The following is a 19,573-nucleotide window of genomic DNA, read 5'->3' as shown; positions in this document are numbered from 1 at the left end:
TCACCTCTTACCATTCCGAACAGAGTAGTTAAGCCCGTTAGCGCCAATGGTACTACAATCGTGGGAGAGTAGGTCGCCGCCTTCTTTGAAAACCCTTCATTACTATAATGAAGGGTTTTTTTTATGCTCAAAAACTAAGTCTATAAGTAATGATGCTTTTTAAAACTTAGAATTACTGTTTCGGTGATCAACTGTTGCATAATCATTGTAAATAAAATCTTAAAGTAGCATCCTTGGGCTAATTTTGATTATTAGCCTATCTTGTGTATATAAAATATGCTACAGCAGAAGAAGGAGAACCAACTCCTGACTTCGAGGCAATACTAATTGATGGCACACCATTCAAATTATCTGATTTGAGAGGTGATTATGTGTTGTTTGATTTTTTGGGATCCTGGTGTGTACCCTGCTTGAAGGGTTATCCAAAATTGGTTGCGTTTCATGAGAAACATTCTGATAAAATTATAGTGGTAACCGTAGCGTTAGAGAAACATGCTAAATCGTGGGAGAAGGCTATTAAGAAATATGGTTTCTTATGGAAACATCAGATAGTAGACGAGAATTGTTTTGTGATGATGTCTTCAATTGCAAGAATAGAATGTACGGTGTTTCAGAAATACCGGCTAAATTTTTAATCTAACCAGAGGGGAGTTATTAGGAGAGTATTCTTTAGGACAAATAGACAGTTTGTTTGTAAGATGATGAGGGGGGTATGTTTTGGATAATTTTACTGTTTATTTGAGTTTCATTATACTAATGGAGTTTTTCTACAATGTCTTTCATATACCTTTAAAAAAATCTTCAGAAATCAGTTTTTCTTTGAGTATGGTAGACATTCCAGATTTGTTATAGACTTTTAAGATTTTTCGAGTATCTATTAAACTATGCTAGCGCATATCTAGTATTTTTATATCCCGTCTATCAGAAGGAATATAGCTTCGTACATTTCTACCCATGCATGCCTATACTTCATGTTTTCATTCATCTGGAGTTGCTTGAGTTTTACATGCAGACAATATCAATCTAGAATTAACTGGCAGATTAACTGTGATAATTCGGAACTGTAACGAATGTGCGAAGAATAGAAATTTGTAAACTGAGGTTAGTCAATTCTGTAGACGAGGTATTAGTAAATTGAATGTTTTATTGGTTGCTAAACGCTACAATTAGAAAGAAAAATGTTTAGAAACACGATTCATTAGGAGCTTGCAATTAACACCAAGCCCTACTTTATCTTTTCGTAGCGTTTAGCAAAAGTCTATTGTTATTGAAGATATACAGTAGCAGACACACCACCTTTATCTCGACACCAGCGGCCACCGCCTCGTTCTACTGAACTTTCTGATTCCGCAGATGCGCTAAATGATTCTCCATTACCACAAATTACTAAACCATGCCCACCTGCATTGATTTTTGATAATAATTTTTGGTCAATTCTATACTTAGAAAATTTTTTTAAATACATAAAATGTAATTTTAAAGTGTTATTGAATAGTTATCTAATTATAAGGGATTAACATAGAACTTTTTTTGCGATAATTTATATTAACTGTTTGTTTCCGGAATTTATAAGTTAATATAATTACTTTACTTATTTAAAGTTAAGAAATGCTAACGCCTAATGACTTTATAAATTAATTTGATTTAGTTTTTAGCGAATATACGATTAGGATTCGCTAATTATAAAAGTGTTTTAGTACGCATTTATGAATCTTACCCTGTTTATTTATAAATATTACCTTAGAGTATTTTAAAAGAAATGAAATATTTTTATTTAAATAAAAGTCATTTTTATTGTTTTCATTTTTTTAACGGTTATTTTTTTTATATACTTCAATAAAAATATTGAACGCAAGGGGTTTTGTACTTGGTTCATCCTTTATTTGCAGATATAGATGAAGAATATTTATAGGGTTTTTGTTTGGTGTGTTTGTTTGACTTTTTTTAATATACTATATGTAAATGCACAAGCTCAAAAGAAAATTAAACCACCAATACTGGATTCATTAGAAGACAAATCCTTTGGTGAACTATATATACTTTATCAGAAACATAATCAAGATTCAATAATTGTTCATGAAATATCTAATGCATACCTCTTTAAAGGGATGAAGCAGAAGGATACGATAGAAATGGCAAAAGCGTATCGATTAAAAAGCAAAATACATCAACAAAAAAATGCAGAGATAGCATTAAAATATACAGATTCTATCTTGTTTATTACAAAGAATATACGGCATGATACTTATCCAGCTGCAGGTTACCTCTTAAGAGGATATCTACTGTATAATATGGAACGGTATGATGAAGCTTTACAGTCTTATTTGTTAACTAAAAAGTATGCCGAATTAAATGAAAATGAAGAACAAGTTGTTGCTGTAAAACATAATATGGCCCTATTGAAAGCTACCCTAGGAAAGCATGATGAGGCTTTACAAGTATTTAAGGAAAACTATAATTTTTTGATACACCAAGATACTATAAAGCTTTACCCTAAAACGTATACGGCTACGTTATATAAACTAGCTGATACGTATAATCGTTTTCGCCAATATGATTCTGCATATTATTACATAAAGAAAGGAATTCGATTTAGTTTATCTCATACGAATCAATATTACTATAGAGGTTTTTTAGTTATTAATGGTGTTAATAGTTATTACAGACAAGAATATCAAAAAGCATTTGATAGTTTGCAAAAAATGCTCACTATATCCAAAGGAAACTTGTTAAGTTCTAATTCTAATGTTAGAATTAGTAGATTATTTATGGCAAAAACCTTGTATAAATTGGGGAAAGATGAAGAAGCATTACAGTATCTTCAAAAAATAGATTCGACCACGAATAAGGCAAATTACGTTTCGGAGTTACGCAATACTTTTACTTTACTAATAGAACATTACAAGAAAAACGAAGATTTAAAAAATCAATTACAAACAACCAATAAGTTACTGTCCTACGAAAGAGAATATAATCGAAAATATGCAACGCTTAATAATAACATCGTAAAAAAGTACGATATAGCAGAATTGATTAACGACAAAAATCAATTAATATATACCATTGATCATAATAATAAATTATCAAAATATAAATTATGGTTTTTGACTCTTGTGTTAATGATATTGATTGGATTCTTATATTTTTATTATAAAAAAGGAAAGCTAAAATATAAGGAAGTGTCCAATAAATATATGCAGCTTACCAAAACGATAGAGCAAAAAAAAGAAAAAAGAATAAATAGCGTAGAGGTGCCGATAGAGATTAAAAAGGAAATTTTAAAAAAATTGGAAGATTTTCAACATAATCATAAGTATTTAAAAAATGACTTATCTCTTAATAGCGTTTCGAAAACATTAAAAACCAATTCTTCGTATTTATCTAAAGTAATTAATATCGACAAACAAAAAAGTTTTAATAATTATATTAACGATTTACGAATTGAGTATTGTGTAGATCAAATCAAAAACAATAAACAATTTAAGCAATATTCTGTACGATCAATGGCCGGTGAAGTAGGATTTAATAACATACAATCATTTGCTAAGGCTTTTTATAAGAAAATGGGTTGTAAACCGGCAGAATACATTAAAAATGCTTGTAGTCAATAGTTTAAGTGTGTTTTTTTGTATCGATGTATTGGTGAATATTTATAAATATTCACCAATTTGAAAGTGATTTCAAGTATTTCTTAACTACTTTTGAGACAGATATTAATTGTAATTTTTGGAAAAATCATGAAAGAGCAAAATAGAAAAAAAATTTCTTTAAATAAGATACAGGTCGCTCAATTGGACAGGTTATCGAAAAACCAAATTAAAGGAGGGACTCATCTAATGAGAGAATCTGGAGAACCGGATGATCCTCTGTGTGGTAATGGAACCGGTCAAACTAGTGTAGATTCAAATCAAGCATGCGATTGTACAGCATAGACAACAAATAGGTTAAGTGACAGATATTTTTTAATATTATTCACAAAATAACATGTTAAACGCATAATTTAAGTTAGTGTCAAATATTGATTGAATGTTTAATTCTAATGGATAGTCATAATTTGTTTATACTAACAAAAAATAAAAGCCCAAATTATAAGAATTTATAATTTGGGCTTTTTGATTAGAGCATTTTTAACTAATTAATCTCTAAGAATGCTTCTTGATATTACGATTTTTTGGATTTCGCTAGTTCCTTCATATATCTGTGTGATTTTGGCGTCACGCATTAATCGCTCTACATGATATTCTTTTACAAAACCATTACCACCATGTATTTGTACGGCTTCTACACTTACCTCCATGGCTGCTTGAGAAGCTGCTAATTTTGCCATTGCACCCGATAAGTCATAGTTTTCATGGTTATCTTTGTCCATTGCTGCTTTGTAGACCAACATTCTTGCCGCTTCAATCTGCACATGCATATCTGCTAGCTTAAAAGCAATAGCTTGATGATTCATAATTTCGGTGCCAAATGCTTTACGTACCTTAGAATACTCTTTTGCTAATTCATACGCTCCTGCAGCAATACCCAAGGCTTGTGCAGCAATACCTATACGACCACCTGCCAAAGTCTTCATAGCAAACTTAAAACCGAAACCATCTTCGCCAATTCTATTTTCTTTAGGTACTTTTACATCATTAAAAATAAGAGAGTGCGTATCACTACCTCTAATTCCTAATTTATCTTCTTTTGGACCTACTTCAAAACCTTCCGATCCTTTTTCTACTATAAAGGCATTGATTCCACGATGTTTTTTTTCTTTATCCGTTTGTGCGATAACCAAGTAATAATCTGCAGTACCACCATTAGTAATCCAGTTTTTGGTACCATTTAAAATATAATGATCACCTTTATCAATAGCTGTCGTTTTTTGAGAAGTGGCGTCACTTCCAGCCTCTGGTTCTGACAAACAGAAAGCTCCTATAGATTCTCCAGTTGTTAGTTTTGATAAATATTTTTCTTTTTGTTCTGGGCTACCATAGGTATCAAGACCCCAACATACCAAAGAATTGTTTACAGATACTATAACAGAACATGAAGCATCTATTTTAGAGAGCTCTTCCATTACAAGAACATAAGAAAGAGTATCCATACCTCCTCCTCCGTATTCTGGAGAAGCCATCATTCCTAAAAATCCAAGGTTCCCCATTTTTTTTACCTCTTCGGCAGGAAATTCTTGTTTGTTATCTCGCTCTATTACACCAGGCAATAATTCTGCTTTGGCAAAATCACGAGCGGCATCGCGTATCATTAACTGTTCTTCGGATAATTTAAAGTCCATAATTGTATTATTATTTACTGTGCGCGCATAACACGCAATTCTTACTTTTTGATGAAAATAAATCGAGATAAACTCGATATTTTTAATAATTCTACAAATATAGTTGATAATATGATAGTTTTAATGTTTTTTTTGTTTTTTGATGTGCTACATTCTTGATTAAAAAGTCTAGAAGATTCCTTTTAATTTTTGCATAATCTTCACTAAAAAAAAAGACTTTTAAACTTGTATAATTTTACTTTTATTTATCCTTTATGGATATTTAGTTTTTTATATTTGCGAGGTAACTTTTTTAGATAGGTTCAATTTATTCTAATACATAGAAAATATGACTCAACGCTGACCTCCATTGGGAGGAGTTTTATTAAGATTAAGAATAACACCTTAAGTAGGTGTTATGTTTTGTCAAAAAGAGTTGAATACAGAATAAATTGAAAATAAACAATGAAAGAATTATTAAAAAAATACGAGAATAAAACGCCGGAGATCGTTTTTAATTGGAAAGATTCTGAAACAGAAGCCGAAGGGTGGACTGTTATAAATTCCTTAAGAGGTGGAGCAGCTGGTGGTGGTACCCGAATGAGAGATGGATTAGATATGAATGAAGTACTTTCATTAGCAAAAACCATGGAAGTAAAGTTTACGGTATCGGGACCTAATATTGGAGGTGCAAAATCAGGGATTAATTTTGATCCAAATGATCCAAGAAAAAAAGGAGTATTGCAGCGATGGTATAAAGCGGTATCACCTTTATTAAAAAGTTATTATGGTACAGGAGGAGATCTTAATGTAGATGAAATACATGAAGTGATACCAATTACAGAAGAATGTGGAGTTTGGCATCCTCAAGAAGGTGTGTTTAATGGTCATTTTCAGCCTACAGAAGCCGATAAGATTAATAGAATTGGCCAACTTAGACAAGGTGTAATTAAAGTATTAGAGAACACCACTTTTTCTCCTGATGTATATAAAAAATATACTGTTGCAGATATGATCACTGGATATGGTGTTGCTGAAGCAGTAAGACATTACTATACTATTTATGGAGGCGAAGTTGCAGGTAAAAGAGCAGTAGTCCAAGGGTTTGGTAATGTAGGGTCTGCAGCGGCTTATTATCTTTCAGAAATGGGAGCTAAGGTTGTTGGGATTATTGATCATGCAGGTGGTCTTATCAATGAAGATGGTTTTTCTTTTGAAGAAATAAAGGAATTATACCTAAACAAGAAAGGGAATAAATTGTACAGCGATGTATTAATTCCTTTTGATGAGTTAAATGAAAAAATATGGTCTCTAGAAACTGAAATTTTTGCCCCTTGTGCAGCTTCTCGATTAATAACCAAAGACCAAATTACTCAAATGATTAATTCGGGCTTAGAAGTAATATCCTGTGGTGCCAATGTTCCTTTTGCGGATCAGGAAATATTTTTTGGGCCTATAATGGAATACACAGATGAAAGAGTAAGCTTGATTCCAGATTTTGTTTCTAATTGCGGAATGGCTAGAGTTTTTGCGTATTTCATGGAACGTAAGGTGCAAATGACAGATGAGGCAATTTTTATGGATACATCGGAGACCATAAAGAAAGCAATTCAAAACACTTATAATAATAATCAAACAAAAATTAATATTAGTAAAACAGCTTTTGAGATAGCTCTTAAAGAGTTGCTTTAGTATTAATCGTATAACCCAATACAACTATGTTTAAATATTTTCTAGGTAATAGTCCGAAATGGTTTAAAGCCATCATGATCGGGTTTTTAGTATTTAATGTATTTTCTTACTTCGTTTTAGGACCCATGATTACAGCTTGGCTGTTTATTGCAGAGTTTATTTTTACGCTGGCAATGGCACTAAAGTGTTATCCTTTACAGTCCGGAGGAATATTAGCTATCGAAGCTTTGGCCTTAGGATTGACACACCCAATGTATAAATTAGATCACGGTAAAATTGTACGTGATGAATTAGGAAAGGGGATTAAAGGAGGAGTACTTTTTGAAGTCGAACAAAATTTAGAAGTGATTCTATTATTGGTATTCATGGTTGCGGGGATTTATTTTATGAAACCGTTATTGATGTACATTTTTAGTAAAGTGTTTACTAAGATTAAATCCAAAATGATATTGTCATTATTGTTTGTTTTTCTTTCGGCAGTACTTTCGGCATTTTTGGATGCTTTAACTGTAACAGCGGTTTTAATTAGTGTAGCTGTTGGATTTTATGGGGTGTATCATAAAATACATTCGGGTTCTGGTGATTATGATGATAGCGGCGTTTTGGATAGAAAAGAACTAAGTGGAGAGACATTAGAACAGTTTAGAAGTTTTTTAAGAAGTTTGGTGATGCACGGTGTTGTTGGTACTGCTCTTGGAGGTGTTTGTACTTTGGTTGGAGAACCACAAAACTTACTAATCGGAGAACGAATGGGGTGGGATTTTATACAATTCTTCCTTAAAATGGCACCAATTTCTCTACCAGTATTTGGTGCAGGGTTATTAACTACAATCCTCTTAGAATATACAGGATGGTTTGGTTTTGGGGCTAAACTACCCAGTGTTGCTAGGCATATTATCCAAAGTTATACCGACGAAGAAGACGCGAACAGATCTGATAAATCGAAATACGGATTAATCATTCAGGCCGTATCTGCAATCTTATTAATTGTTGGGTTGGCATTGCACATAGCACCTGTTGGGTTCATAGGATTGGCACTAATAATTGTACAAACTGCGTTTATGGGAATTACTGAAGAACACCAATTAGGTAAAGCTTTTGAAGAAGCGTTACCTTTTACAGGTTTATTGGTAGTTTTCTTTGTGATCGTAGCTATGATACATGATCAACATCTTTTTACTCCGATAATTGATTGGGCTTTACAATTAAAACCAGAAGACCAGCCAGCAATGTTTTATGCCGCTAATGGAATCTTATCTATGATAAGTGATAATGTATTTGTTGCGACTGTTTATATCGGTGAGGTTAGGCAAGCTTTTGATAATGGCGCCATATCAAGAGAGCAGTTTGAAAAATTGGCAGTAGCAATTAATACAGGAACTAATTTACCAAGTGTTGCAACACCTAATGGTCAAGCAGCGTTTTTATTTTTACTAACCTCTTCTTTAGCACCACTAATTGGATTGTCATATTCCAAAATGGTGAAAATGGCTTTTCCTTATACAATAGTACTTGGATTGGTAGGTTTATTAGGAATTATATATATATTATAGTAGAAAAGAGATATACTTAACCTACAGAAATAACGTTAGTATACTAACACTAAATTAACAAAATCGAAATGACGAATTTATTTATGCTCGGTGCTATAGCCCAAAACACCACACAAATTGACCCGGTAGTAGAAGAGAAGACTTTATCCATTATGGATCTACTTTTAAGTGGGGGAACAGGAGCAATTGTAATTATCGGAATTTTGTTCGTATTACTTTTTGTCGCGGTATACATATATTTTGAGAGACTTTTTGCTATTAAAGCGGCTTCGAAATATGACGAAAGTTTTATGAGTAAGATTAGAGATAATGTTGCCAGCGGAAAAATTGAAGCGGCCAAAATTCTTTGTGCTCAAACTGATAATCCTGTTGCTCGATTAACTGAAAAAGGAATTTCTAGAATAGGACATTCTTTAGAGGATATTAATAAAGCCATTGAAAATGCTGGTAGATTAGAAGTATATAAACTTGAAAAAAATGTAAGTATCCTGGCTACTGTAGCCGGAGCAGCACCAATGATAGGTTTCTTAGGAACAGTTATTGGTATGATTTTGGCATTCCATAATTTAGCATCAAGTTCTGGAACGGCAGATATGGGGGTTTTGGCAGAAGGGATATATACTGCTATGACAACAACTGTAGGAGGATTAGTTGTCGGGATTGTAGCGTATATTGGATATAATCATCTTGTAGTTCGTACAGATAAAGTAATTCATAGTATGGAAGCCAATGCAGTAGATTTTCTAGACTTGTTAAACGAACCTGCTTAATATGAATCTAAGAGGAAGAAATAAAGTAAGTCCTGAGTTTAGCATGTCATCCATGACAGATATTGTTTTTTTGTTATTGGTTTTCTTTTTGTTGACATCTCCAGCAATTACTCCAGAAGCATTGGATTTGATATTGCCAAAGGCTAAAGGTAAAAGTTCCAATGCACAAAATATATCAGTGAGTATTACAAACAAATTACAATACTATATTGATAATGAGCGTATAAGTCAAAGTAGTTTAGAATCGACTTTACTTGCTAAATTAAAAGGACAAAACGAGCCTACTATTATTTTAAGAGCTGAAGAAGGAGTACCGATAGAAAGAGCCGTAAGTGTAATGGATATCGCTAATAGGAATAAATTTAAAGTGATATTAGCAGTGAAACCTGATTAATAAATGATAAAATTAGATACAAAACATAAAAAGAAATCTTTTGTGCTCACTATACTGTTGCACTTAGGGATCATTTTTTTATTGTTTTATCTAAGTCTAAATTATATTGTTCCTGAAGAGGAAAGTGGAATAGCTGTAAATTTCGGAACAACCGCTACAGGGTCTGGAAAAATTCAACCTAATAAACCTATAAGGACTTCTCCAAAAAACACTACTCCAGAGGCTTCCTCTACCACTCCAGAACCTCAAGAAGAATCTCCAGAGATTCAAGAAAAAGTCGCAACTCAGGATATAACAGATGCTCCCCTTATAGATAAGAAACCAAAGAAGAAACCTGAAAAAAAGGTAGATAAACCTAAAGAAAAACCGAAAAAGATAACAGAGCAAAAACCTGTTAAAACTGCCGTAAAGGAAAAACCGGTTAAAAAGGTAGAGGAAAAGAAACCTGATCCTAAGCCAGATAAATCTACTTTAGATATTTTAAATAGCTTTTCTAATGGCCCAAAAAATGATGGGGCTGCAAAAGGTGGAGAAGGGAATGATAGATCTCCTGGTGATAAAGGAAGTCCAAATGGAGATCCTAATGCTAAATCTTATTACGGTACAGGAAAAGGATTAGATGGAGATGGGAATTATAGATTAGGAGGACGTAAGGCCCTTAATAAAGAAAAATTCGTTCAAGACTGTAATGAATCAGGTATTGTAGTAGTAAAAATTGAAGTTAATCAGAGTGGTAAAGTAATCCGGGCAACACCAGGAATGAAAGGAACCACCAATAGCGCTTCGTGTTTAATGGAACCAGCGAGAAGAGCTGCTTTAGCTACAAAATTCAATAGTGATTCTAAAGCCCCAGTTAAACAAGTGGGGACAATCGTTTATCAATTTAAACTTTCCGAATAATAGAAAAAATGGATTATAGGGAGACTCTGGATTGGATGTTTGCCCAATTACCGATGTATCAACGTCAGGGAGCTAGTGCCTATAAGGTGGATTTGCATAATACCATTGAGTTAGCCGCGTACCTGGGGAACCCTCATAACACTTTTAAAAGTATTCATGTTGCAGGAACCAATGGTAAAGGTTCTACAAGCCATATGTTAGCCTCTGTTTTGCAAGAAGTGGGTTATAAGGTTGGATTGTATACATCTCCTCATTTAAAAGATTTTAGAGAGCGTATTCGCGTTAATGGAGAAGTTGTGCCAAAACAATATGTTATTGATTTTATGCATGAGCATAAATGGTATTTTGAAAAACATCATTTATCCTTTTTTGAAATGACAGTTGGTATGGCATTTCAATATTTTTCTGAATCTGATATTGATATAGCAATAATCGAAGTAGGTTTGGGAGGTAGATTGGATTCTACTAATATTATCACTCCAGAAGTTTCAGTTATTACAAATATAGGTATAGACCATATTCAATTTTTAGGAGATACTTTAACAGAAATTGCATCAGAAAAAGCTGGGATTATTAAAGATAATATACCTGTTGTAGTAGGAGAGACTGTTCCAGAGACGAAAGATGTATTTAAGCAAAAAGCCAAATCTTGTGGTAGTGATTTGTATTGGGCAAATGATTATGAAGGAAAACAATACGTTTCTGATTTAAAAGGTCATTATCAAGAGAAAAATATCTTAACGGTATTAAAAACTATTGCTGTGCTACAAAAATTAGGATGGGATATAGGTACTAGTGCTGTAGAGATAGGGCTAAATAATGTAGTTCGCAATACAGGGTTATTGGGTAGATGGCAAATTCTACAAGAATCACCTAAAGTGATTTGTGATACGGCTCATAATGAAGATGGTCTTGGCGCCGTAATGAAACAATTAATAAAAGAGAATTATAAAAAATTACATATCGTTTTAGGAATGGTACGTGATAAAGATTTAGAAATGATATTGCCATTATTTCCAACAGTTGCTAAGTATTATTTTACAAAACCTGACATTTCTCGAGGATTAGGTGGAAAAGAATTAAAAGAAAAAGCATTAAAATATAATTTAATTGGAGAAAATTATGATTCGGTTTTGGAGGCATATAATGCTGCATTACAATGCGCTACAGATAAGGATGTAATATATGTTGGTGGAAGTACATTTGTAGTATCAGAAATAATTTAATTTTTCTTTGAAATTCTTTTGGTAGACTGTAAAACTGTCTTATATTTGCATCCGCAATCGCAAGATAGCGGGCGCGTAGCTCAGTTGGTTCAGAGCACTTGGTTTACACCCAAGGGGTCAGGGGTTCGAATCCCTTCGCGCCCACAACATATAAAAATCCATCCGTGAAAACGGATGGATTTTTTCGTTTTAAAGAAGTAAAAGAAGCGATGTCGATATGTCGAATGTTAAGCATCATTTTATAATAGCTATAAAAGCGAAGTACTATAGGATTTTTTAGTTTTTAAAATTGAATTTTTCTTATCCTTGATTCCATAATTTTCTCTTTAAGAATGTTACCAAATTCTTAAAGTACCGCCTTGTATTTACTCTAAATATTTATCTCATTAAGTATATACGATTATTTTTTAAAAATGGTTATAAATGATTGATAATCAATATTTTAAATAGATATTTAAATACTTAAAATTTATAAATTTTTCAGGTATAATTTATAAATCCTTACCGATGTGCCTTTATTTTTATCTCATTTACATTTAAATTTATGTTTGTATAGCGATACGGAAATGTTGAAGAAGTAGTTAAAATTCAACAGGCCTTCTTCTGTGTGTGTACAAGTTCTCTTATCAACTTATAGGCCTGATAAGAATTTTATCTAGAAAACATAAGCAAATAATGCTGTATTGGGCTTTTACAGTATGGTTGAAACTTGATTGTTAGATATATCTATTCCGAAATGGATATCTCACAAGTCAGGTAAGCGGAGCTATGGTTTCTATTCACCCGTCAAAATAATTACTCGCAATGAATCTTAAATTAAATAAATGGTATGTTCTTTATGTTAGATCACGACATGAAAAAAAAGTACATGACCTATTGGTCGAGAATGAAATCGAAGTATTTGTTCCCATGATAAAAACTATTAAGCAATGGAGTGATCGAAAAAAAAAGGTTGAGGAACCGCTATTTAAATCCTACGTTTTTGTTAAAATTAAATCAGCTAAAGATTTGCATCAATCTTTATCAATTGATGGTGCATCGGCTTTTATTCGTTTCGGACATGAATATGCAATAGTTAAAGAAAGTGAAATTAAAGCGATAAAATTTATCGTGAAAGATGAAGATTTGTCCGATTTAGAATTGCATAACAAACCTTATAAAATAGGAGAGATTTGTAAAATATTTTATGGCCCATTAAGAGGTTTGGAATGTGAAATTCTCAAGGTAAATAATCAAAGTAAAATATTAGTTCGGATTGATTCGATGATGCAAAGTATTGTAGCGACTATGCCTACTTGTTATTTACAAGAAACACTAGAGTCGGCCTAGAAAGCATTGAAAATAACTGAAGTGATTTTTTGCTTTAGCGCTTACAAAAGATTAATTAGATATCGAAGAGGGGGATTCTTTTTATGTCAATGATGTAAATAAGAATGGATGTACGATATTTTTATTTTAAAACATAGACTTTATTATACAATTGAAGTCTTAATAAACTTAGAAACTATTAATTATTAAACTTTTTAGAATGCAAAAAAAACAATTGAAGACTCTTAATTTTAAAAGAGAGGTAATTAGCAAATTAGGTCAGAATCAAATTAAAGCTGGCTATTTAGCATTTCAGAAAACTACCACTGATCAGGATACCGAAAAATATTGCACACAAGGTTGTTCCGTAGGAGGTACTTGTGGTGGTGGTTCTGCGGTAAATTGCTAATTTTTTAAACTTAGGAGAAGCTGTTTTATTAAGTTCTTATTTCCTGAAAATTATCAGAAATCTTAAAAGTTATTTTCAGTCAGAAAAGAAGCACTCTTATAAGTATTGTAAACTCATAAGACGTGAGGGTATCAAATATTAATTAACTCATATATGTAGTACCATGAAAAAAGTAAACAAAAACAAATTCGACATTAGAAAGCTAACAATTGCTAATTTGAATTATGCCAGAATCAAAGGAGGACATATTAAAGCTTTCGCAACTCAAAGTGATCAACAATTAACGGGCTGTAATACAAATTGTAGATCCGAGAATTGTGATGCCTATTAAATTTGAAAAGATTTAGAGATGATTAACCTTAGAGTTTCTTTGATAACTGGAGTTGCAGAAGTTAATAAGAGTCAAAAAATATCTAAAGTTTAGGGCAAAACATCAAGATTTAAAATAGATAATGTTAAAGAAAGTTTTATAAAGACCAACTTTTGTGTATCTAAAATTTACAATGGCGAGAATCATTGTGTGTCAATAGGTAATCAAAATTAGAGTAGAGTATTTTTTTGGATTTATTGACAAGGGGGGACTTAATTTTTTTAAGTCCCCTATTTTTTTTGCTACATTTAATATAATCAAAAGTATAAAAACAAAGTAAACGGGTTTGATAAAGTTATTTGTATAAAGAATAGCTTAGCTTTGAAATGTAGTTGATGACAAAAAATATATACGTAGTTTTTTTAGGCTTAGTACTTTTCTGTTCTTGTCAAAGAGAGGGAAAAGAAATTTTGCATATTGCTGTAGCGGCTAATATGCAATTTGCTATGAAAGATGTGTCCGAAGCATTTACCTTAAAAACGGGGATTAAATGTGAGTTAATTATAGGTTCATCAGGCAAACTTACTGCTCAAATTAAGGAAGGAGCACCTTATGATATATTTATTTCTGCAAATATGAAATATCCCCAAGAACTTTTTAAAAACGGTAATATTCTTGAGGAACCTAAAGTCTTTGTTTATGGAAAGTTAGTGCTATGGTCGGCGATAAAAAATATAAAACCATCTATAAAAATGCTAAAAAACCCTAGTATAAAACATATCGCATTGGCAAACCCAAAGATAGCGCCGTATGGAGCGGCTAGTGTTGAAGTGCTTGAAAATCGTAAGATTTACAAAGATGTAGAAGAGAAATTGGTGTATGGAGAGAGTATATTACAAACTAATCAATTTATTATTTCTGAATCTGCTCAAATAGGTTTTACATCAAAATCGGTAGTTTTATCTGGTAGAATGAAAAATAAAGGAAATTGGATTGATATAAGCGACGAAGATTATTCTCCTATTGCTCAAGGTGTTGTTGTTATCAAACAGAATAGCAGTAGTAATATTAAAAAGAAGAATGTAGAAAAATATTACCAGTTTTTATGGTCTAAAGAGGTAAGGGGAATTCTTCAAAATTATGGATATACAACAATTAAGAATTGAGCTATGAATACTTTAGAAGGTAAAATTGCATCCATAAAAACAAACGGTAGTTTATCTCTGGTCACAATAAATGTCAACGACATTTTGTTTCAGGCGATGATTATTGAAACACCTGATACCGTTTCTTACTTAAAAAAAACAAATCCAGTAAAAGTTGTTTTTAAAGAAACAGAAGTTATTATAAGCAAAGGTGATGGATGTGAACTTAGTATTCCGAACAAAGTAACGGGTAATATTTCTACGATAGAAAAAGGAGTACTTTTAAGCAAAATTATTATAAGTACGGCAGTGGGAGATATCTCAGCAATCATTACGTCTGATGCAATGAACGAAATGATATTACAAATCGAAGAAGAAGTAACGATATTGATAAAAACTACCGAAATAATGTTATCACAATGATGGATTGGCAACCTTTATTATTGACTTTTAAATTGGCTTTGATTACTACATTTTTGTTATTAATCATTTCTATTCCCTTGTCATACTGGTTGGCCTATACCAAATCTCGATTAAAACCTATTCTTGAAACTTTAGTGAGTATGCCTCTTGTTTTACCTCCCACGGTTTTGGGGTTTTATTTATTAGTAACCTTGAGTCCTTCTAGTTCATTAGGAGGATGGTTAAATGACCATCTTGGACTACAGTTTATTTTTTCTTTTCAAGGGTTGGTTCTAGCTTCAGTTATTTATAGTTTACCATTTATGGTTCATCCTATACAGGCTGGTTTTTCTAATCTTAATATTACAATAATGGAAGCTTCGTATGTATTGGGTAAATCCAAAATTGTTACACTTTTTAAAATACTTATTCCCAATATAAAGCCATCATTATTAACTGGGATTGTATTGGCTTTTGCGCATACAATTGGTGAGTTTGGCGTAGTATTAATGATAGGTGGTAATATACCGGGAGAAACAAAGGTGGCTTCTATTGCCATTTATGATGAAGTAGAGGCGCTAAATTATGATACAGCTAATATGTACTCACTGATCTTATTTGCAATTACATTTAGCATATTGTTAGTTGTTTACATTGTGAATGGAGGGTACTTAAAAAGATTTTGGAAATGATACATATAGCATTACAAAAGCAATTGATAGCTACCAATGGAGTTATGTTGTTGGATATTGATATAGAGATTAAAGAAGGCGATTTTGTTACTCTTTATGGAGATTCTGGAGCAGGTAAAACATCAATTCTAAGAATGATTGCTGGATTAATGACTGCAGATAAAGGCTATGTAAAAGTGAATGATAGAATTTGGCTTGATACCAAAAACAAAATTTATGTAAAACCACAACAGAGAAGAATTGGTTACGTATTCCAAGAATATGCTTTATTTCCTAACATGACTGTGAAAGAAAACCTTCTTTTCGCATTAGAAAAAGGACAGGATAAACAAATTGTAAATGAGCTCATTGAACTCGTAGAGCTTGGCGAACTAAAAAATCGAAAACCGGATAAGTTATCAGGAGGCCAAAAACAAAGGGTGGCTTTAGCTAGAGCTTTGGTGAGAAAACCAGAAATTTTAATGTTAGATGAACCGCTTTCGGCTTTAGATCATAGTATGAGATCAAGATTACAAGATTATATTCTTAAAATGCATAAACAATTCAATTTAACCACTATACTAATTAGTCATGAGATAGGGGAGGTTATAAAAATGTGTGATAACATTTTTGTAATCGAAAATGGCAGAATAATTAAACAAGGTAATCCAATTGATGTTTTTACAAGTAAACAAGTTAGTGGTAAATTTCAGTTCTCAGGAGAAATAGTAGAGGTAAAAAGAGAAGGTATTATTTATGTAGTTACCGTTCTGATAGGTGCAAATTTTGTCAAAATAGTAGCAGATAAATCTGATGTTAAAACAATGACGGTGGGAGATAAAATAATAGTAGCCTCTAAGGCATTTAATCCATTACTGCAAAAGATAAATTAATATTTTTCTTTCATGTTATATTATCAATACCATAAAACAAAATAATTAGATTCTTATAGCAATATACGAAACCCTAAAGACGAAATTGATCATAAAAGAGGTCATTTTGTAACTTTTATATCCTATTGATCGTTAAGGTTAAATAAAACTTAAGAGAGAATAATGATGATCAGGGATTTGTATATTGTTACACGATTAATGGTGTTTTGAACAGAATCCTAATATATTAGGATGATGAAACGCACATTACCTTTTTTATAAATGGCAATTTCATTACTTTTTATACCAGACATTTCGGGATTTACAAAATTTGTTCGAAATACCGAGGTTGAGCATAGTCAACATGTGATTTCCGAGTTGTTAGAAGTACTAATAAATGCAAACACCCAGGATCTTAAATTGGCAGAAGTAGAAGGTGATGCTTTGTTTTTTTATAAAGTAAATGAAATACCTTCTCAAGAAAAACTTCTGGCTCAGATAGAGACTATGTTCACTGCGTTTTATAGTCACCTTAAGCGTTTAGAAAAAAATCGAATTTGTCCTTGTAACGCTTGCGCAACAGCTCCCGATTTACAACTTAAGATTATTGTTCATTGTGGGGATGTGCAGTTTATTACTGTGCAAGAAAAACGTAAGCCTTTTGGTCAATTTGTAATTGAAGCCCATAGATTACTTAAAAATTCTATTGATAGTGACACGTATGCCCTTATAAGTAACGCAGTGTCAAACCGTATTGGTCTTCCAGATAATTATAATAGCTTACTCTATACTTTTGGTGTTGGTAGAGATGTATATGATGAGGTAGAAATAGGATATTTATTTTCTGAAATAGATAAAAATTTATTAAAATTAAATCCATTTGAAACCTCCGAAGTATATGATTTTAAATACCCGCCTGGTGTTGTTCATCATCAAGATTTCAAGATTCCTGCAGCAGAGTTATTAGAATATATTACTAATTACAGTTATAGACATTACTGGGTAAAGGGAGTAGAGAAATTTGAATATAACCCTGACGAGGTAACACGTTTAGGAACTGAACATGTATGTGTTATTGACGGAAAGAGGTTAAATTTTACTACGATTACTAAAAAGACATACGCCGATGAGATTGTGTATGGAGAACTTACACATGATATACCGATACATGCGATGTATCAATTTTTTATAATAAAACCTACATCAGATAATACATGTAAATTGACTTTGGAAATATATTTTGAGGCAAAATCACTATTCAAAAAACTTCTTTTATTTTTAATTATAAAACGATCTATTAGCAAAGGATCGAAAACATCTATTGATAACCTTGAAATGTTTGTTAGAGATAATAATGATTAGAACTAAAGAATATCTAAAATTCGTTCAAGTTTCATTCCTCTAGATCCTTTAATAAGAATTGCACCTTCTTTATTTTTTAGATTTAGGTGATCTTCAAAATCTTTATAGGATTCATATTGATGTATACGGTGGTCATTGGCTTTACAGTCAAAAAAAATATTTCCAATAAGATGAATCTCGTTTACTGCAGTACTGGATATGAGGTCTAAGATTCTTTGATGTTCTACAGAAGCTTCATCTCCCAATTCAAACATATCTCCTAAAAAAGCAATCTTAGTAGTGTGGTTTAATTGGTCAAAATTGTGAATTGCAGCCTCCATACTTGTTGGGTTGGCATTGTAGGCATCCAAAATAATCGTGTAATTTTCTTTTTTAATAATCTCAGATCTATTGTTAGAAGGAGTGTAGGATTGTATAGCCGTTTTGATTTGATTTGCAGAAAGATTGAAATATGAACCAATGGTAATTGCTGCAGCGATATTTGTAAAATTATATACGCCAATCAAATTACTTTGTATAGTTTGTTGGTCATAATTAACAATTACATTTGGATCTGCTTTAGATAACAAAACAGTGATATCGCTTTTATCGGATTGAGAAAAACTATAACTATTTAGGCCTGATGATGCGTTAAGAAGTTTTTCATCTTCGATATTTAAAAAGACTAGTTTGTTGCGTTTTTTTAGGTACGAATACAATTCGGTTTTTCCTTTTAAAACTCCTTCTAGACTGCCAAAACCTTCTAAATGTGCTTTGCCAATATTTGTAATGTATCCGTAATCCGGTTTAGCAATTGAGCATAAAGCATCAATTTCTCCGATATGATTAGCTCCCATTTCCACTATTCCGATTTGAGTAGCTTTGGTCATCGATAAAAGAGTTAATGGCACTCCTATGTGATTATTTAAATTGCCAACTGTCGCAGTAGTTTTATAACCAGAAGAAAGGACACTGTTTATTAACTCTTTGGTAGTAGTTTTTCCATTACTACCGGTAAGCCCTATAATAGGTATACCTAGATACTCTCGATGATATGATGCTAATTCCTGAAGAGTTTTTAGTACATCTTCAACGAGAATATGTTTTTCTGATACTTTAAATTCAATTTCATCAATAATGGCATATGAAGCTCCAAGCTCTAACGCTTTTTTAGCATAGGTGTTTCCATTAAAATTGTCACCCTTAAGTGCAAAGAAAATAGTGTTGTCTTTGATCTTTCGGGTATCTGTACAAACACCAGCACTATTAATGAATAATTGATGTAATTGAGAGGTAGTCATATAATATTATGATGTTAAAAAG

At 32.1% G+C, this 19,573-nt stretch carries 20 protein-coding genes, 1 tRNA gene and 1 rRNA gene; 19 read left to right on the top strand and 3 right to left on the bottom strand.

The annotated features are described in order from the left end of the window. Positions 1-85: ribosomal RNA gene (gene rrf / locus DK508_RS04705) — 5S ribosomal RNA — on the top strand; the annotation flags it as partial. A gap of 178 nt (positions 86-263) precedes the next feature. Then, on the top strand, positions 264-635 hold the full coding sequence (locus DK508_RS04700; protein ID WP_109299578.1) for a TlpA disulfide reductase family protein: 372 nt from the start codon (positions 264-266) through the stop codon (positions 633-635). A 629-nt stretch (positions 636-1,264) separates the two neighbouring features. Here DK508_RS04700 and DK508_RS04695 read toward each other — a convergent pair. Then, positions 1,265-1,465, bottom strand: coding sequence for a hypothetical protein (locus DK508_RS04695; RefSeq protein ID WP_109299577.1), 201 nt, complete (start codon positions 1,463-1,465; stop codon positions 1,265-1,267). A gap of 430 nt (positions 1,466-1,895) precedes the next feature. On the opposite strand from DK508_RS04695, the gene DK508_RS04690 reads away from it, so the two are divergent. Both DK508_RS04690 and DK508_RS04685 read left to right on the top strand, forming a co-directional pair. After that, entirely contained in the window at positions 1,896-3,611 is a 1,716-nt protein-coding gene (locus tag DK508_RS04690) for a helix-turn-helix domain-containing protein (protein WP_109299576.1), read from the top strand. A gap of 126 nt (positions 3,612-3,737) precedes the next feature. Then, a complete protein-coding gene (locus tag DK508_RS04685; RefSeq protein ID WP_109299575.1) occupies positions 3,738-3,932 on the top strand; it encodes a hypothetical protein in 195 nt (64 codons plus the stop codon). A 203-nt stretch (positions 3,933-4,135) separates the two neighbouring features. On the opposite strand, the gene DK508_RS04680 is transcribed toward DK508_RS04685, so the two are convergent. Beyond that, positions 4,136-5,278 carry an acyl-CoA dehydrogenase gene (locus DK508_RS04680; protein ID WP_109299574.1) on the bottom strand — a complete coding sequence of 381 codons (1,143 nt, stop codon included), beginning with the start codon at positions 5,276-5,278 and terminating at the stop codon, positions 4,136-4,138. A gap of 444 nt (positions 5,279-5,722) precedes the next feature. Here DK508_RS04680 and DK508_RS04675 point away from each other — a divergent pair, with 444 nt between their 5' ends. The 15 genes from DK508_RS04675 (at position 5,723) to DK508_RS04610 (ending at position 18,271) form a co-directional block, all read left to right on the top strand. Next, a complete protein-coding gene (locus tag DK508_RS04675) occupies positions 5,723-6,949 on the top strand; it encodes a Glu/Leu/Phe/Val dehydrogenase dimerization domain-containing protein (protein WP_109299573.1) in 1,227 nt (408 codons plus the stop codon). 26 nt (positions 6,950-6,975) lie between these two features. Beyond that, positions 6,976-8,502, top strand: coding sequence for a sodium/proton antiporter NhaB (gene nhaB / locus DK508_RS04670; RefSeq protein ID WP_109299572.1), 1,527 nt, complete (start codon positions 6,976-6,978; stop codon positions 8,500-8,502). A gap of 83 nt (positions 8,503-8,585) precedes the next feature. After that, entirely contained in the window at positions 8,586-9,272 is a 687-nt protein-coding gene (locus tag DK508_RS04665; protein WP_235016288.1) for a MotA/TolQ/ExbB proton channel family protein, read from the top strand. Between the two features lies 1 nt (position 9,273). Next, positions 9,274-9,666, top strand: a complete 393-nt coding sequence (locus DK508_RS04660) for a biopolymer transporter ExbD (RefSeq protein WP_109299570.1) — start codon at positions 9,274-9,276, stop codon at positions 9,664-9,666. Positions 9,667-9,669: 3 nt separating this feature from the next. Continuing rightward, positions 9,670-10,566, top strand: coding sequence for a cell envelope integrity protein TolA (locus DK508_RS04655; protein WP_109299569.1), 897 nt, complete (start codon positions 9,670-9,672; stop codon positions 10,564-10,566). An 8-nt stretch (positions 10,567-10,574) separates the two neighbouring features. After that, complete coding sequence (locus DK508_RS04650; protein WP_109299568.1) at positions 10,575-11,792, top strand: folylpolyglutamate synthase/dihydrofolate synthase family protein; 1,218 nt, start codon at positions 10,575-10,577, stop codon at positions 11,790-11,792. 69 nt (positions 11,793-11,861) lie between these two features. After that, positions 11,862-11,936: transfer RNA gene (locus DK508_RS04645), tRNA-Val, on the top strand. A 660-nt stretch (positions 11,937-12,596) separates the two neighbouring features. Next, positions 12,597-13,121, top strand: coding sequence for a UpxY family transcription antiterminator (locus tag DK508_RS04640; RefSeq protein WP_109299567.1), 525 nt, complete (start codon positions 12,597-12,599; stop codon positions 13,119-13,121). A 199-nt stretch (positions 13,122-13,320) separates the two neighbouring features. Next, positions 13,321-13,509 (top strand): hypothetical protein, encoded by a 189-nt coding sequence (locus DK508_RS04635; protein WP_109299566.1) that lies wholly within the window; start codon positions 13,321-13,323, stop codon positions 13,507-13,509. A 163-nt stretch (positions 13,510-13,672) separates the two neighbouring features. Beyond that, positions 13,673-13,840, top strand: a complete 168-nt coding sequence (locus DK508_RS21040; protein ID WP_160114563.1) for a hypothetical protein — start codon at positions 13,673-13,675, stop codon at positions 13,838-13,840. A gap of 374 nt (positions 13,841-14,214) precedes the next feature. After that, a complete protein-coding gene (gene modA, locus DK508_RS04630) occupies positions 14,215-14,985 on the top strand; it encodes a molybdate ABC transporter substrate-binding protein (RefSeq protein WP_109299565.1) in 771 nt (256 codons plus the stop codon). A 3-nt stretch (positions 14,986-14,988) separates the two neighbouring features. Beyond that, positions 14,989-15,387: a molybdopterin-binding protein gene (locus DK508_RS04625; RefSeq protein WP_109299564.1), complete on the top strand. Its 399-nt coding sequence runs from the start codon at positions 14,989-14,991 to the stop codon at positions 15,385-15,387. Next, complete coding sequence (modB, locus tag DK508_RS04620) at positions 15,387-16,058, top strand: molybdate ABC transporter permease subunit (protein WP_109299563.1); 672 nt, start codon at positions 15,387-15,389, stop codon at positions 16,056-16,058. Before DK508_RS04625 ends, modB begins: the two co-directional genes overlap by 1 nt. Further along, on the top strand, positions 16,055-16,930 hold the full coding sequence (locus DK508_RS04615) for an ATP-binding cassette domain-containing protein (protein ID WP_109299562.1): 876 nt from the start codon (positions 16,055-16,057) through the stop codon (positions 16,928-16,930). The genes modB and DK508_RS04615 overlap by 4 nt, the downstream gene beginning before the upstream one ends. 261 nt (positions 16,931-17,191) lie before the next feature. Beyond that, entirely contained in the window at positions 17,192-18,271 is a 1,080-nt protein-coding gene (locus DK508_RS04610) for a DUF2652 domain-containing protein (RefSeq protein WP_109299561.1), read from the top strand. A 2-nt stretch (positions 18,272-18,273) separates the two neighbouring features. Here the strand turns inward: DK508_RS04610 and murF are convergent, their stop codons facing one another. Continuing rightward, entirely contained in the window at positions 18,274-19,551 is a 1,278-nt protein-coding gene (gene murF, locus DK508_RS04605) for a UDP-N-acetylmuramoyl-tripeptide--D-alanyl-D-alanine ligase (RefSeq protein WP_109299560.1), read from the bottom strand. Positions 19,552-19,573 lie beyond the last annotated feature (22 nt).

The organism is Aquimarina sp. AU474 (assembly GCF_900312815.1).
Lineage (GTDB): Bacteria > Bacteroidota > Bacteroidia > Flavobacteriales > Flavobacteriaceae > Aquimarina.
The sequence above is the reverse complement of the archived record's forward strand: the minus strand, read 5'-3'. Positions and strand labels throughout refer to the sequence as shown.

Coding starts and splice junctions, on each gene's coding strand:
- murF (WP_109299560.1), bottom strand. CDS start 19,551: ATGACTACCTCTCAATTACATCAATTATTCATTAATAGTGCTGGTGTT.
- DK508_RS04690 (WP_109299576.1), top strand. CDS start 1,896: ATGAAGAATATTTATAGGGTTTTTGTTTGGTGTGTTTGTTTGACTTTT.
- nhaB (WP_109299572.1), top strand. CDS start 6,976: ATGTTTAAATATTTTCTAGGTAATAGTCCGAAATGGTTTAAAGCCATC.
- DK508_RS04675 (WP_109299573.1), top strand. CDS start 5,723: ATGAAAGAATTATTAAAAAAATACGAGAATAAAACGCCGGAGATCGTT.
- DK508_RS04680 (WP_109299574.1), bottom strand. CDS start 5,278: ATGGACTTTAAATTATCCGAAGAACAGTTAATGATACGCGATGCCGCT.
- DK508_RS04665 (WP_235016288.1), top strand. CDS start 8,586: ATGCTCGGTGCTATAGCCCAAAACACCACACAAATTGACCCGGTAGTA.
- DK508_RS04650 (WP_109299568.1), top strand. CDS start 10,575: ATGGATTATAGGGAGACTCTGGATTGGATGTTTGCCCAATTACCGATG.
- DK508_RS04660 (WP_109299570.1), top strand. CDS start 9,274: ATGAATCTAAGAGGAAGAAATAAAGTAAGTCCTGAGTTTAGCATGTCA.
- DK508_RS04655 (WP_109299569.1), top strand. CDS start 9,670: ATGATAAAATTAGATACAAAACATAAAAAGAAATCTTTTGTGCTCACT.
- DK508_RS21040 (WP_160114563.1), top strand. CDS start 13,673: ATGAAAAAAGTAAACAAAAACAAATTCGACATTAGAAAGCTAACAATT.
- DK508_RS04610 (WP_109299561.1), top strand. CDS start 17,192: ATGGCAATTTCATTACTTTTTATACCAGACATTTCGGGATTTACAAAA.
- modA (WP_109299565.1), top strand. CDS start 14,215: ATGACAAAAAATATATACGTAGTTTTTTTAGGCTTAGTACTTTTCTGT.
- DK508_RS04635 (WP_109299566.1), top strand. CDS start 13,321: ATGCAAAAAAAACAATTGAAGACTCTTAATTTTAAAAGAGAGGTAATT.
- DK508_RS04615 (WP_109299562.1), top strand. CDS start 16,055: ATGATACATATAGCATTACAAAAGCAATTGATAGCTACCAATGGAGTT.
- DK508_RS04625 (WP_109299564.1), top strand. CDS start 14,989: ATGAATACTTTAGAAGGTAAAATTGCATCCATAAAAACAAACGGTAGT.
- DK508_RS04685 (WP_109299575.1), top strand. CDS start 3,738: ATGAAAGAGCAAAATAGAAAAAAAATTTCTTTAAATAAGATACAGGTC.
- DK508_RS04695 (WP_109299577.1), bottom strand. CDS start 1,465: ATGTATTTAAAAAAATTTTCTAAGTATAGAATTGACCAAAAATTATTA.
- DK508_RS04640 (WP_109299567.1), top strand. CDS start 12,597: ATGAATCTTAAATTAAATAAATGGTATGTTCTTTATGTTAGATCACGA.
- modB (WP_109299563.1), top strand. CDS start 15,387: ATGGATTGGCAACCTTTATTATTGACTTTTAAATTGGCTTTGATTACT.